Annotated in this window: 12 protein-coding genes; 8 read left to right on the top strand and 4 right to left on the bottom strand. The window is 66.3% G+C overall.

All coding sequences use genetic code 11. The features are described from left to right. Positions 1 to 9: 9 nt before the first annotated feature. On the top strand, positions 10 to 1,284 hold the full coding sequence (locus HZZ16_RS33265; protein ID WP_197954577.1) for a cytochrome P450: 1,275 nt from the start codon (positions 10 to 12) through the stop codon (positions 1,282 to 1,284). A gap of 225 nt (positions 1,285 to 1,509) precedes the next feature. Here the strand turns inward: HZZ16_RS33265 and HZZ16_RS33270 are convergent, their stop codons facing one another. Continuing rightward, on the bottom strand, positions 1,510 to 2,430 hold the full coding sequence (locus tag HZZ16_RS33270; protein WP_036009724.1) for a LysR substrate-binding domain-containing protein: 921 nt from the start codon (positions 2,428 to 2,430) through the stop codon (positions 1,510 to 1,512). 124 nt (positions 2,431 to 2,554) lie between these two features. Between HZZ16_RS33270 and HZZ16_RS33275 the strand changes: the two genes are divergently transcribed. From HZZ16_RS33275 to mdlC, 4 genes are all read left to right on the top strand, one after another. Next, positions 2,555 to 3,724 carry an acyl-CoA dehydrogenase family protein gene (locus tag HZZ16_RS33275; protein WP_197954578.1) on the top strand — a complete coding sequence of 390 codons (1,170 nt, stop codon included), beginning with the start codon at positions 2,555 to 2,557 and terminating at the stop codon, positions 3,722 to 3,724. 9 nt (positions 3,725 to 3,733) lie between these two features. Further along, positions 3,734 to 4,834: a CaiB/BaiF CoA transferase family protein gene (locus HZZ16_RS33280; RefSeq protein WP_197954579.1), complete on the top strand. Its 1,101-nt coding sequence runs from the start codon at positions 3,734 to 3,736 to the stop codon at positions 4,832 to 4,834. A gap of 15 nt (positions 4,835 to 4,849) precedes the next feature. Continuing rightward, positions 4,850 to 5,701, top strand: coding sequence for an HTD2 family dehydratase (locus HZZ16_RS33285; RefSeq protein WP_197954580.1), 852 nt, complete (start codon positions 4,850 to 4,852; stop codon positions 5,699 to 5,701). Between the two features lie 149 nt (positions 5,702 to 5,850). Next, positions 5,851 to 7,485 carry a benzoylformate decarboxylase gene (gene mdlC, locus HZZ16_RS33290; RefSeq protein WP_197954581.1) on the top strand — a complete coding sequence of 545 codons (1,635 nt, stop codon included), beginning with the start codon at positions 5,851 to 5,853 and terminating at the stop codon, positions 7,483 to 7,485. Between the two features lie 23 nt (positions 7,486 to 7,508). On the opposite strand, the gene HZZ16_RS33295 is transcribed toward mdlC, so the two are convergent. Continuing rightward, the gene (locus HZZ16_RS33295; protein WP_197954582.1) at positions 7,509 to 8,285 is read right to left on the bottom strand and encodes an SDR family NAD(P)-dependent oxidoreductase; all 777 of its coding nucleotides are present in this window, start codon (positions 8,283 to 8,285) and stop codon (positions 7,509 to 7,511) included. 77 nt (positions 8,286 to 8,362) lie between these two features. Between HZZ16_RS33295 and HZZ16_RS33300 the strand changes: the two genes are divergently transcribed. Next, complete coding sequence (locus HZZ16_RS33300) at positions 8,363 to 8,821, top strand: MarR family winged helix-turn-helix transcriptional regulator (RefSeq protein WP_197954583.1); 459 nt, start codon at positions 8,363 to 8,365, stop codon at positions 8,819 to 8,821. A gap of 113 nt (positions 8,822 to 8,934) precedes the next feature. On the opposite strand, the gene HZZ16_RS33305 is transcribed toward HZZ16_RS33300, so the two are convergent. Both HZZ16_RS33305 and trhA read right to left on the bottom strand, forming a co-directional pair. Further along, a complete protein-coding gene (locus HZZ16_RS33305) occupies positions 8,935 to 9,729 on the bottom strand; it encodes an SDR family oxidoreductase (protein WP_197954584.1) in 795 nt (264 codons plus the stop codon). Between the two features lie 64 nt (positions 9,730 to 9,793). Then, the gene (gene trhA / locus HZZ16_RS33310) at positions 9,794 to 10,489 is read right to left on the bottom strand and encodes a PAQR family membrane homeostasis protein TrhA (RefSeq protein WP_197954586.1); all 696 of its coding nucleotides are present in this window, start codon (positions 10,487 to 10,489) and stop codon (positions 9,794 to 9,796) included. 184 nt (positions 10,490 to 10,673) lie between these two features. Between trhA and HZZ16_RS33315 the strand changes: the two genes are divergently transcribed. Both HZZ16_RS33315 and HZZ16_RS33320 read left to right on the top strand, forming a co-directional pair. Next, positions 10,674 to 12,143: a YcjX family GTP-binding protein gene (locus HZZ16_RS33315; RefSeq protein ID WP_197954587.1), complete on the top strand. Its 1,470-nt coding sequence runs from the start codon at positions 10,674 to 10,676 to the stop codon at positions 12,141 to 12,143. Then, positions 12,140 to 13,168: a YcjF family protein gene (locus HZZ16_RS33320; protein WP_197954588.1), complete on the top strand. Its 1,029-nt coding sequence runs from the start codon at positions 12,140 to 12,142 to the stop codon at positions 13,166 to 13,168. Before HZZ16_RS33315 ends, HZZ16_RS33320 begins: the two co-directional genes overlap by 4 nt. Positions 13,169 to 13,186 lie beyond the last annotated feature (18 nt).

Here is a 13,186-nt window from a genome sequence, read left to right on the forward strand (position 1 = left end):
GCCACGACGATGAACATCCAAGCGCCGGTTAAAGTGGACAAGGCCGAACGCATGCGCAGGGCCCGCGAGGAGGCCTATGCGACGCCGTTGTCGCAATTCCACCCCGGCGCGCCCCGGCTGTTCCAGGACGACACGCTGTGGCCCTGGTTCGAGCGGCTGCGCAAGGAAGAGCCGGTGCATTACTGCACCAACGCGCCGATCGAGCCGTACTGGTCGGTGGTGAAGTACAATGACATCATGCATGTCGATACCAATCACGGCATCTTCTCCTCGGACTCCAAGCTCGGCGGCATCTCGATCCGCGACGTGCCCGAAGGCTACGACTATCCGAGCTTCATCGCGATGGACCAGCCCCGGCATTCGGCGCAGCGCAAGACGGTGTCGCCGATGTTCACGCCGACACACCTGGACGAGCTGGCCAAGCTGATCCGCCAGCGCTCGCAGACCGTGCTCGACAATCTGCCGCGCAACGAGACCTTCAACTTTGTCGAGCGCGTCTCGATCGAGCTGACCACGCAGATGCTGGCGACCCTGTTCGACTTTCCCTGGGAGGAGCGGCGCAAGCTGACGCGCTGGTCCGACGTTTCCACCGCGCTGCCCAAGAGCGGCATCGTCGCCAGCGCCGAAGAACGCCGCCGCGAGATGGACGAGTGCTACGCCTACATGTCCAAACTCTGGAACGAGCGCGTCAACTCGGCGCCGCGCAACGACCTGTTGTCGCTGATGGCACACAACGAGGCCACGCGCCACATGGACCCCGACAATTTGATGGGCAACATCATCCTGCTCATCGTTGGCGGCAACGACACCACGCGCAACACCATGACCGGCTCGGTGCTGGCGCTGAACGAGAACCCGGAGCAGTACGACAAGCTGCGCGCCAATCCGGAGCTGATCGATTCCATGGTGCCGGAGGTGATCCGCTGGCAGACGCCGCTGGCGCATATGCGTCGCACCGCGCTTGCCGATACCGAGATCGGCGGCAAGCACATCAGGAAGGGCGACCGCGTCGTGATGTGGTACGTCTCCGGCAATCGCGACGAGGAGATGTTCGACAAGCCGAACGAGTTCATCATCGACCGCCCGCGCCCGCGCACGCATCTGTCCTTCGGCTTCGGCATTCACCGCTGCGTCGGCATGCGGCTCGCCGAGCTGCAGCTGCGGATCGTGTGGGAGGAGATGCTGAAGCGCTTCGACCGGATCGAGGTGGTCGGCGAGCCCAAGCGGATTTATTCGAGCTTCATCAAGGGATACGAGACGCTGCCGGTGCGGATACCAGGCTGAGCTCTCTCCTACCGTCATTGCGAGGAGCGAAGCGACGAAGCAATCCAGACTGCCACTGCGGAAAGATTCCTGGATTGCTTCGCTACGCTCGCAATGACGAGGCGATTTCCGCGTATAACACTGGTCGCAGAAAGCTCGGCGGCAGCCCAGCTATAAAATTCCGGCATGACAGCTCGCGCCAGATGCGAAGGCACGATGGCGTGCGGCTGTTCTACCACACGCCGTCTAACTCAACCTGATGTCCCACACGCCGTCCTTGCGGCAGGCGGCGACCTCCTCGCGCAACAGCGCGGTGATGGCGAGCGAGGCCGTCGAGGCCGGGCGGTCGATTGGAGAGGCAAAGATGAGCTCGCGCGTCATCGGCTTGGATACCGGTGCGGTTTCCAGCCGCCCGTCCGCGACCTCGCCGTGGACAGAGGACGGCGGCAGCAGCGCGAAGCCGAGGCCCTCCTCGACCAGGCTCGTCAGCACGCGGAAGGAATCCGCCTCCAGCTGGACGTCGAGCTTGATCTTGCGCTGGGCCGCGGCGTGCTCGATCAGCGCGCGGAGGCCGTGGGAATGAGAGGGCAGCACCAGCCGCTGCCGCAGCAGCCAGCCGATGTCGACGCTCTTCTTCCGCGCCAGCCCGCAGCCGCGCGGACCGACCGCGACGATGTTGTCGCGCCCCAGGCTCTGCACGTTGAGATGCAGGTCGGCCGAGCGGCCGTACAGGATGGCGAGATCCATCTCGCCGCGATGCAGCCATTCGACCAGATGGCCACTGTAGCTTTCGACGATGCGCAGCGAGATGCCGGGAAATTTTTCGACGCAGCGCCGTGCAAAGCGCGCCGACAGCACGCAGCTCACGGTCGGAACCAGGCCGAGCACGACCTGGCCGGAGGGCGGCCCCTTGGCCGACTGGATGTCGTCGCGGATCTGGTCGATCTGCCGCACGATGCCGGAGGTGCGCGCGAGCAGCAGGCGGCCGGCCTCGGTCAGCACCATGCCGCGGCCATTGCGGGTGAAGAGTTCGGTGCGCAGCTCGTGTTCCAGCAGCTTGATCTGCCGGGAGAGCGCCGGCTGCGCCACGCGCAAGGTGTCGGAGGCCTTGGACAGGCTGCCGAGCTCCGCCACGCAACTGAAGGTCCTGAGCTGCCGGAAATCCATGCTTGCCAATCCTGGAAGGCTACTCCATACGCTATAACAAATGAGCATAGGGGGCGGGCATTGTTTTCACAACGCCCGTGGGTTGGCCGGCGTTATCTTAACTGCCGCTGAGATTGGAAACGCCATGAGTCAAGAACACCACACCGAAGATTACGCCGACATCCGCGAGGCCGTTGCCAAGCTCTGCGCGCAGTTCCCCGGCGAATATTGGCGCAAGCTCGATCGCGAGATGGCCTACCCCAAGGCGTTCGTCGACGCGCTGACCGAGGCCGGCTATCTCTCGGTGCTGATCCCGGAGGAATATGGCGGCGCGGGCCTGAAGCTTTCGGCGGCCGCGGCGATCCTGGAAGAGATCCAGCGCGCGGGCTGCAACGGCGGCGGCTGCCACGCCCAGATGTACACGATGGGCACGGTGCTGCGGCACGGCAATGCCGAGCAGAAGGCAAAGTACCTGCCGAAGATCGCGAGCGGCGAGTTGCGCCTGCAGGCGTTCGGGGTCACCGAGCCGACCAGCGGTACCGACACCTCCTCGCTGAAGACGTTCGCACGCAAGGACGGCAACGACAGCTACATCGTCAACGGCCAGAAGATCTGGACCAGCCGCGCCGAGCATTCCGATTTGATGGTGCTGCTGGCGCGCACCACGCCGAAGGACCAGGTCAAGAAGCGCACCGACGGTCTTTCCGTGTTCATCGTCGACATGCGCGAGGCCAAGAACAACGGCCTCGAGATCCGCCCGATCCGCACCATGATGAACCACGCCACCACCGAGGTGTTCTTCACCGACATGAGGGTGTCGGCGGAGAACCTGATCGGCGAGGAAGGCAAGGGTTTTCGCTACATCCTCTCCGGCATGAATGCCGAGCGCATCCTGATCGCGGCCGAATGCGTCGGCGACGCCAAGTGGTTCATCGCGAAGGCGACGAACTACGCCAAGGAGCGCGCCGTGTTCGGCCGGCCGATCGGCCAGAATCAAGGCATCCAGTTTCCGATCGCCAAGGCCTACGCCTCGATGCGCGCGGCCGAGCTGATGGTGAAGGAAGCGACGCGCAAATATGAGGCCGGGCTCGATTGCGGCGCGGAGGCCAACATGGCCAAGATGCTGGCGGCGGATGCGTCGTGGGAAGCGGCGAATGCCTGCATCCAGACCCATGGCGGCTTCGGTTTCGCCGAGGAATACGACGTCGAGCGCAAATTCCGCGAGACGCGGCTCTACCAGGTTGCGCCGATCTCGACCAACCTCGTGCTGTCCTACGTCGCCGAGCATGTGCTCGGCATGCCGCGCTCCTACTGAGGTCGGGCCATGGGAGCACTTGACGGGATCAGGGTGATTGCGGTCGAGCAGGCGGTGGCGGCGCCGTTCTGCTCCTCGCGCCTGGCGGATGCCGGCGCGGAGGTGATCAAGATCGAGCGGCCCGAGGGCGATTTCGCCCGCGGCTATGACGCGGCGGCCAAGGGCCAGAGCAGCTATTTCGTTTGGCTCAACCGCGGCAAGCAATCGGTCGTGGTCGATCTCACGACGAACGAAGGCCGCGCCGAGCTGGAGAAGCTGATCGCGAGCGCCGACGTGCTGATCCAGAACCTCAAGCCGGGCTCGATGGACAAGCTCGGCTTCTCGCGCGAGCGGCTCTTGAAGGACTATCCCAAGCTGATTTCCTGCACGATTACCGGCTATGGCGACGAGGGTCCCTACGCGCACCGCAAGGCCTATGATCTCCTGATCCAGGCCGAGAGCGGGCTCGCCTCGATCACCGGCAATCCCGATGGCGCCTCGCGCGTCGGCATGTCGATCGTCGACGTCGCGACCGGCGCCACCGCGCATGCGGCGATCCTGGAGGCGCTGATCGCGCGCGGGCGCACCGGCAAGGGCGCCGACATCCGCATCTCCATGTTCGACGTGATGGCGGATTGGTGCACCGTGCCGCTGCTCAATGCCGAAGCCGGCAATCCGCCCAAGCGCATGGGCCTGCGGCATCCGTCGATCGCGCCCTATGGCGTGTTCACCTCCAGGGACGGCAAGGACATCTTGATCTCGATCCAGAGCGAGCGCGAGTGGAAGACGCTGTGCGCGAAGGTGCTGGATCAGCCGGACCTGCCGGCCGATCCCCGCGTCGCCAACATGGTCGAGCGCGTGCGCAACCGCGACTTCACCGACACGACGGTGGCCGACATCTTCGGCAAGATGACGCGCGACGAGCTCTTGAAGCGTCTGTCGGACGCCGACATCGCCTTCGCCGAGGTCAACACCATGGCGGACCTCGCCAGCCATCCGCATCTGCGGCGCATCGAGGTCGACACGCCGAATGGTCGCGTCAGCTATCCCGCGCCGGCGCCGATCATCGTCGGCGAGACGCGCTCTTACGGCGCCGTGCCCGCCATCGGCGAGCGTCCCCAGTCCAAATAGAGAGAGCGAGGTGTCATGACCGAAAAGCTCGACATTGATCATTTGCGGCAATGGATCGGCCGCACCCAAGAGGCCACCGACGTCGTCACCGCGCAGCTCGTCAAGGGCCTGCGCGCGACGCTGTTCCAGGAGGTCGGCGAGCCCAAGGCGGGCGACGCTGCGCCGTTCACGGTGCATTGGTGCCTGGCGCAGCCGGTGTTCCCGATGTCGATGCTGGGGCCCGACGGCCATCCGACCCGCGGCGGCTTCCTGCCACCGGTGCCGCTGCCGCGTCGGATGTGGGCCGGCGGCGAGATCGAGTTCTTGCAGCCCCTGCGCGTCGGCGATGAATCGACGCGGACCTCGCGTATCGGCGATGTGCAAGTGAAGACGGGCTCGACCGGCACGCTGTGCTTCGTCTCGGTCGAGCACAGCATCTCTTCGCCCCGCGGCACGGCGATCCGCGAGCGGCAGGACATCGTCTATCGCGAAATGACCGGCAGCGCGCCGGCTGGCGGCAAGGCGCCGCCTCCGCCGCCGAAGGCGCAGCATCGCGAAACGCATGTGTCCGACCCCGTGCTGCTGTTCCGCTATTCCGCACTGACCTTCAACGGCCACCGCATCCACTACGACCGCGACTATGTCACCAAGGTCGAGGGCTATCCGGGCCTGATCTTCCACGGCCCGCTGCAGGCGGCGCTGATCGTCGAGATGGCGGCCAAGCTTCGTGGCGGCAAGGCGCCGAAGAAGTTTTCCTATCGCGGCGTGCAGCCGCTGTTCGAGGGGACGGAGTTCTCCGTCAACGCCAACGACAGCGGCGAGAGCATGGAGCTTTGGACCGCGAACGCAGAGGGGCAGCCGACGATGAAGGGCACGGCGGTGTGGTGAGCCACTGCTGTTTCCTCCCGTCATTGCGAGCGTAGCGAAGCAATCCAGCATCTTTCCGCGGCGGCAGTCTGGATTGCTTCGTCGCAAGGGCTCCTCGCAATGACGTGGCGGGGCTGCTACGTTCAATCAACAACGCAGGGACGGAAACCATGGCCAAGAACGGCAAGACCGGCGGCAAGACCGGCAGCAAGTCCGTCACCGTCAAACAGGCGACGCTCGACCTGTTGCGCGCCTTCGGCATCGACAGGGTGTTCGGCAACCCCGGTTCGACCGAGCTGCCGTTCCTGTCCGACTGGCCCGACGATATCGACTACGTGCTGGCGTTGCAGGAGGCCAGCGCGGTCGGCATGGCCGATGGTTATGCGCAGGCAACGCGCAATGCCGGCTTCGTCAATTTGCATTCGGCCGCCGGGGTCGGCAATGCGCTCGGCAACATCTACACCGCGCATCGCAACCAGACCCCGCTCGTGATCACCGCAGGCCAGCAGGCGCGCTCGATCCTTCCCTTGCAGGCATTCCTTTATGCCGAGCGCGCCTCGGAATTCCCGCGGCCTTATGTGAAGTACAGCGTCGAGCCGGCAAGGCCTGAGGACGTCCCGGCCGCGATCGCGCGGGCCTATTACACCGCGATGCAGCCGCCGTGCGGGCCGACCTTCGTGTCGATCCCGATCGACGACTGGGCCCATGCCTGCGCACCGGTCGAGGCACGGAAAGTGAGCCGCGAGATCGGGCCAGAGCTGGAGCCGATGAAGGCGCTGGTGGCCGCGCTCGCCTCAAGCAAACACCCAGCGCTCGTCGTCGGCCCCGGAATCGATCGCGCCGGCGCGGTCGATCTGATGGTGCGCGTCGCCGAGAAGGCCAAGGCGAGCGTCTGGGTCAGCCCGTTCTCGGCACGTTGCTCGTTCCCCGAGCGGCATCCGCAATTCTCAGGCTTCCTGCATGCCTCGCCGGCGCAGCTGTCCGATGCGCTGCGTGAGCACGATGTCGTCGTCGTCATCGGCGCGCCGGTGTTCACCTTCCATGTCGAAGGCCACGCCGCGATCTTCGACGGCGGCGCGACCATCTTCCAGATCACGGATGATGCGGATGCCGCCGCGGTGACGCCATCCGGCACCAGCATCATCGCCACGATGAAGCCGGCGCTCAGCCTGCTGCTCGACCTGCTGCCGGAGAGCAAGCGCGCGGAGCCAAAAGGCCGCACGCTGCCGCCGGCGCCGCAGCCCGCCGACCCGCTGCCGGTCGAATTTCTGCTGCATTCGCTGTCGCAGGCGATGCCCGACGGCGCCTCAATGGTCGAGGAAGTGCCTTCGCACCGGCCGGCGATGCAGAAATTCCTGCCGATGCGCGGCCAGGACAGTTTCTACACCATGGCGAGCGGCGGCCTCGGCTATTCGCTGCCCGCCGCGGTCGGCATGGCGCTGGGCAAGCCGGAGAGCCGCACGGTGTGCCTGATCGGCGATGGCTCGGCGATGTATTCGATCCAGGCGCTCTGGACCGCCGCGCAGCGCAAGCTGCCGCTCACAATCGTCGTCGTCAACAATTCCGGTTACGGCGCGATGCGCTCGTTCAGCCAGGTGATGCAGGTGCGCAACGTGCCGGGGCTCGAGCTGCCGGGGATCGATTTCGTCCGGCTTGCCGAGGGCATGGGCTGCCATGCGGTGCGGGTGACGAAAGCTGCGGAGCTGGGCGAAGCGCTGCAGCGCGGCATGACGTATGCGGGCACGAGCCTCGTCGAGGTCGTCGTGGATTCGGCGGTGCCGGTGCTGTACGGGCAGAAGCACTGACGCGCGCTCGTCCGGCTACGGCATCACGACGCCAGAAATCCTCCGTCCGCCGCGAGCACGTGGCCGACGACATACGACGAGGCATCCGACGACAGCCACACCACGGCCTCGGCAACCTCCTCGGGGCTGCCCATCCGCCGCAACGGCAGGCCTGCGCTGACCGTCGCCACATCGCCGACGCCGGCGCGCAGCATCATGTCGGTGACGACGCGGCCGGGGGCAATGGCATTGATGCGAATGCCGCGCGGCGCGTTCTCCATCGCCGCCGAGCGTGTCAGCGAGATCGCTGCAGCCTTGGAGGCCGAGTAGAGCGAAAAGCCGGGATTGGGATTGCGCACGCCGCTGACGGAGGTGTTGACGACGATGCTGCCGCGCCCCTGCGCCAGCATGGCCGGCAATTGATGGCGCAGGCAGAGGAACAGGGCGCGGACATTGGTGTCGAACACGCTGTCGTAGATCTCCATGCCCTGTTCCTCCAGCGGCGCGCGGCGCTCCTGGAAACCGGCATTGTTGAAGGCGACGTCGAGCCGGCCGCAGCGCCCGACCGCTGTGGCGACGAGGCGCGCGACCTCGTCTTCCTCAGTGATGTCGGTCTTGAGCGCGATCGCCTCCGCGCCGAGCTCGCGGCACGCGGCGGCGGTGGCCTCGATCTCGCCCTCGCGCCGGCCGGCGATGACGACCGCTTCCGCCCCTTCGGCAGCCATCCGTATCGCGGTGGCGCGCCCGATGCCGCTGCCGCCGCCGGTAACCAGGCAGACCTTGCCGCTCATCCGCCGACCTGCCGGCAAAGCTCCGCTCATGGTCCACTCCAAAACGCTTGCACGCGCCGCTGCGCCCATATAGTTGTATGATACAACTATATGGGCTGAGTCAAGCCATGGCCGAGCTTTCACTGATCGACGACATCCGCGCCGCCTCGCGCCTGATGGTGCGCGAGCTCGGCTTCATGGACGCCACGGTGGCAGCCTCGGGCTATCCGCCCTCGGCGGTCCACACCATCCTGGAGATTGGCATCCGCGGGCCGATGACATCGGGCGAGCTCGGCGATTTCCTGCGGCTGGAAAAATCCAGCGTCAGCCGCCTGGTGCGCAAGCTGATCGATTGCGGCGAGCTCAGGGAGACGCCGGACGATGCGGATGCGCGCAGCAAGCTGCTGTCGCTGACGGCAAAGGGCCGGCGCACGCTGGAAGCGCTGCACGCGTTCGGCCGCCAGCAGGTGCGCGGCGCGCTGGCGGCGCTGACGCCGGCCGAGCAGCGCACGGTGCGCGAGGGCATGATGCTCTATGCGCAGGCGTTGCGAGCGAGCCGGGTGGGGGAGGAGGCGGAGCCCGGCTAGTACTCGTCATTCCGGGGCGGTCCGCAGGACCGAAGTACGGTGCGCAATTGCGCACCTGAGAACCTCGAGATCCCGGGTTCGATGCGTTGCATCGCCCCGGGATGACCTTACGCTCACTTCCCGAACTCTTCCCGCATCTTCGCCTGGATCTTGGCCATGCCGCCGATCCAGCGGTCGTAATTCTCGGTCTTCTTGCGCATGTAGCCGAGCACTTGCGGGTGCGGCAGGATCAGGAACGTCTCCTGCTCGAGACCGGCGAGCACGTCTTTCGCCACCTGCTCGGGCGTCAGGTCGCCGTCGCCGGATTGCGGGCCCTTGGGAATCGAGCGCAGCATGTTGGTGTCGACACCCTGCGGACAGAGGATCGAAACCTTGATGTTGTGGGCCTTGTGCGAGATCGCGAGGTTCTCGGCAAAACCGACCGCGGCGTGCTTTGTCGTCGAATAGGCCGGGCTGCCGACCTGCGACAACAGGCCTGCGGCCGAGATGGTGTTGAGGAAATAGCCGCCGCCGCGCGCCCTCATGCGGGGGACGAGATGCCGCGCCGCATAGACATGCGCCATGACGTGGATTGCCCAGCTGCGCTGCCACGGCTCGTCGGAAGCGCCACCGGCATTCTCCGACATCGGATCGAATCCGCCGCCGATGCCGGCATTGGAGCAGAACAGCGCGATCGGCCCGAATTGCCGCTCGGTCTCCTCGATGACGTGGACGACGTCTTTTTCCTGCGCGACGTCGCATTTGAAGGCGGCGCCATCGACCATGGCCGCGACCGCTCTCGCATTGGCGACGTCCATGTCCGCGACCACGACCTTGGCCGCGCCGGCATTGTGGAAGGCCTCGCACAGCGCCCTGCCGATGCCGTTTGCGCCGCCCGTGACGACCACGACCTTGCCGGTCACCTGCATGCGACGTCTCCTCTGCCTTACACCGTTTTATACCGCGCCGCTTATTCCGCGTCGGCGGTCCTGCTCAGCTCAACACGAGGTCGAGCACCGCGGTATAATGGCATGCTGCGCCGGCCAAGACAAAGCCATGCCAGATCGCATTCTGAAAGCGCAGCCGCCGCCAAGCGTGGAAGATCACGCCAAGGCTGTAGAGCAGGCCGCCGGCCAGGATGAAGCCCAGCACCAGCGTGGGCAACGCCCTGACCACGGAATCGTAGAGCATCATGCCGCTCCAGCCCATCGCGAGATAGATGCCGACCGAGACGCGGTCGAACCGGCCGGGATAGAGCAGCTTCAGCACGATGCCGAGGATGGCCACCCACCAGACGCCGGCCAGCAGCACCAGCGCGAACACGCTGTCCTTCAGCTTCAGGATGAACGGCGTGTAGGTCGCCGCGATCAAGAGATAGATCGCGGAATGGTCGAAGCGGCGTAGCAGCCATTTGGCCGGCGAGACCGGCCAGAGATTATAGGTCGCCGACAGCACCAGCATCGAGAGCAGGCCGGCGACATAGACGGAGACGCCGACGACGTCGGTGGCGTCGGCATACACCGCCGTCAGCACCACCAGCACCGTCGCCGCAATGAGGCCCGCGAGCACGCCGATCCCGTGGACGATGCCGTCGGCGATCAGCTCGGCGCGATCGTAGTGCCAGCCGATCGCGTCGGCTGCGGCGTGGACGGAAGAGGATGCAAGCTGCTTCAACTGGAAGACGGTCATGGCAATCCGCAAAGGCTCGAGGCAAGGCCCTCTAGATAGGTGTTTCGGGACCGGCGCGTCGTTCAACGGCTGATTTGCCGAGAAAGGCGGTGGAAGTATGAAAGCTTGAATTTCCTCAGGCAATTGCCACTTTTGTGACTAATCCGTTTTGCGTATCCCTCGCCCGAGATCCCCTCGCGTTCATATGGCATTCAGTTTCCAGGATATGGTCGAGGAGGCGCGGCTGTCGGCGCGCGCGCTGCTCGACTATGGCGAGCACTTCTTCAATCCGACGGTGCGGCTTGGTGTCACCGGCCTGTCGCGCGCCGGTAAGACCGTATTCATCACCGCGCTGATCCATGGACTGACGCGCGGCGGCCGGTTTCCGGTGTTCGAGGCCTATGCCTCGGGCCGGATCGCGCGGGCGCACCTGGCGCCGCAGCCTGATGATGCCGTGCCGCGCTTTGCCTATGAGAACCATCTGCGCGCGCTGATCGAGGAACGGCGCTGGCCGAACTCGACCGTGGATATCAGCGAGCTCAGGCTCGTGATCGACTATCAGCGCCCGAACGGCGCCGACCGCACGCTGACGCTCGACATCGTCGACTATCCCGGCGAATGGCTGCTGGACCTGCCGCTGCTCCACAAGAGCTACGAGCAATGGTCCACGGAGAGCCTGGCGCTGTCGCGCGAGGCGCCGCGCGCGCATCTCGCGGCCGAGTGGCACGCCCATCTTGCAACGCTCAAGCCCGAGGCGCGCGAGGACGAGCAGGCGACGCTGACAGCCGCAAAGCTCTTCACCGATTATTTGCGTAACTGCCGCGACGAGCGCTTTGCGATGAGCCTGTTGCCGCCCGGCCGCTTCCTGATGCCCGGCAATCTCGCCGATACGCCGGCGCTGACCTTTGCGCCGCTGGACGTGCCTGCTGCCGGCCAGGCGCCCGAGGGATCGCTGTGGGCGATGATGGTGCGGCGCTTCGAGGCCTACAAGGACGTCGTGGTGCGGCCGTTCTTCCGCGATCATTTTGCGCGGCTCGATCGCCAGATCGTGCTGGCCGATGCGCTCTCCGCGTTCAACTCCGGCCCCGAAGCGCTGCACGATCTCGAAGCCGCGCTCTCTGGCATTCTCGACTGCTTCAACATCGGCCGCAGCACGATCCTCTCGAGCCTGTTCCGGCCGCGCATCGACCGCATCCTGTTCGCCGCGACCAAGGCGGATCATCTGCATCACTCCAGCCACGACCGGCTCGAGGCCGTGCTGCGCCGCGCCGTCTCGCGCGCCGTTGCGCGCGCGGAAAACACCGGCGCGGCGATCGACGTCGTGGCGCTGGCGGCCGTGCGCGCCACGCGCGAAGCGCAGGTGGCGCGGGGCCGCGACAAGTTGCCGTCGATCCTGGGAACACCCGCCGCGGGCGAAAGCGCCGGGGGCGAGTTCTTCGACGGCAACATCGAGGTTGCGACCTTTCCGGGCGATCTTCCGCTCGATCCCGAACCGCTGTTCAACGGGACGGATGCGTTCCGCGGGCTCGCGACCGAGGCGGCCGGGAACAGCGATTTCCGCTTCCTGCGTTTCCGCCCACCGAAGCTCGACCGCGAGGGCTCCGACGAGCCGACGCTGCCACACATCCGCCTCGACCGTGCCTTGCAGTTCCTGATCGGAGACAAGCTCGCATGAACGACCGATCGAAGCCCCGGCGGCCGGCGACGTTCCGGCTCGACGATCCCGGCGTCGTCGTCGCCGAGGCCGACGAGACCGGCCGTCTCGGTCGCGCCACCATCCACATCACGCCGGAGCCCGATCCGGCGATGCTGCCGGTGCCGGTGCAAGCCGCAGTCCCGGCGCGGCGCGGCTTTCCCTGGGGCACGCTGTTCTGGTCGGGGCTCGCGGGCTTGACGCTGCTCGGCACCGGGCTCGGCGTGGTGCATCTGATCGAGGATCTGTTCGCGCGCAGCCAGACGCTCGGCTTCGTCGGTCTTGCCTTCGCCGCCGTCACCGCGCTGGCGCTTGCGGTGGTGATCGGGCGCGAGGCGTTCGGTCTCGCGCGTCTTGCGACCATCGAGAAGCTGCACCAGCGGGCAGCGGCCGTGCTGGCCAGCGACGATCGCAAGGAGAGCCGCGTCATCGTCCAGGACCTGCTCAAGATCGCGCACCAGAATCCGCAGCTGGCGCGCGCCCGCGCGACGCTGGAGAGCCATGCCGGCGAGATCATCGACGGCGCCGACATGATCCGCCTCGCCGAGCGCGAGTTGATGTCGCCGCTGGATGCCGAGGCGCGGCGGCTGGTGTCGTCGGCGGCGCAAAAGGTCTCGATCGTGACTGCGGTGAGCCCGCGCGCCGCCATCGACGTGCTGTTCGTGTTCGTCGCCGCGCTGCGCCTGATCCGCCAGCTCGCTTATCTCTATGGCGGCCGTCCCGGCGCGCTCGGCATGATCCGCCTGCTCCGCCACGTCATCGCCCATCTCGCCATCACCGGCGGCATGGCCGCGAGCGACAGCTTGGTGCAGCAGATGCTCGGGCACGGCATCGCGGCGAAGCTGTCGCAGCGGCTCGGTGAAGGAGTGCTGAACGGGCTGCTGACGGCGCGGCTGGGATTGGCCGCCATCGATGTGACGCGACCGCTGCCGTTCGCGGCCTTGCCGCCGCCGAAGCTGTCGGATCTTGCGACGGACCTGCTGCGGAAGAAGGACGGCGACGAGTAGCTCGCTCCCTTGGACCGC

It is taken from the genome of Bradyrhizobium glycinis (assembly GCF_016031655.1).
GTDB lineage: Bacteria > Pseudomonadota > Alphaproteobacteria > Rhizobiales > Xanthobacteraceae > Bradyrhizobium > Bradyrhizobium glycinis.

Bases quoted from the DNA above. Each gene is read 5' to 3' on its own strand.
- HZZ16_RS33285 (WP_197954580.1), top strand. From the start codon at position 4,850: ATGACCGAAAAGCTCGACATTGATCATTTGCGGCAATGGATCGGCCGC.
- mdlC (WP_197954581.1), top strand. From the start codon at position 5,851: ATGGCCAAGAACGGCAAGACCGGCGGCAAGACCGGCAGCAAGTCCGTC.
- HZZ16_RS33295 (WP_197954582.1), bottom strand. From the start codon at position 8,285: ATGAGCGGAGCTTTGCCGGCAGGTCGGCGGATGAGCGGCAAGGTCTGC.
- HZZ16_RS33305 (WP_197954584.1), bottom strand. From the start codon at position 9,729: ATGCAGGTGACCGGCAAGGTCGTGGTCGTCACGGGCGGCGCAAACGGC.
- HZZ16_RS33300 (WP_197954583.1), top strand. From the start codon at position 8,363: ATGGCCGAGCTTTCACTGATCGACGACATCCGCGCCGCCTCGCGCCTG.
- HZZ16_RS33280 (WP_197954579.1), top strand. From the start codon at position 3,734: ATGGGAGCACTTGACGGGATCAGGGTGATTGCGGTCGAGCAGGCGGTG.
- trhA (WP_197954586.1), bottom strand. From the start codon at position 10,489: ATGACCGTCTTCCAGTTGAAGCAGCTTGCATCCTCTTCCGTCCACGCC.
- HZZ16_RS33275 (WP_197954578.1), top strand. From the start codon at position 2,555: ATGAGTCAAGAACACCACACCGAAGATTACGCCGACATCCGCGAGGCC.
- HZZ16_RS33315 (WP_197954587.1), top strand. From the start codon at position 10,674: ATGGCATTCAGTTTCCAGGATATGGTCGAGGAGGCGCGGCTGTCGGCG.
- HZZ16_RS33270 (WP_036009724.1), bottom strand. From the start codon at position 2,430: ATGGATTTCCGGCAGCTCAGGACCTTCAGTTGCGTGGCGGAGCTCGGC.
- HZZ16_RS33320 (WP_197954588.1), top strand. From the start codon at position 12,140: ATGAACGACCGATCGAAGCCCCGGCGGCCGGCGACGTTCCGGCTCGAC.
- HZZ16_RS33265 (WP_197954577.1), top strand. From the start codon at position 10: ATGAACATCCAAGCGCCGGTTAAAGTGGACAAGGCCGAACGCATGCGC.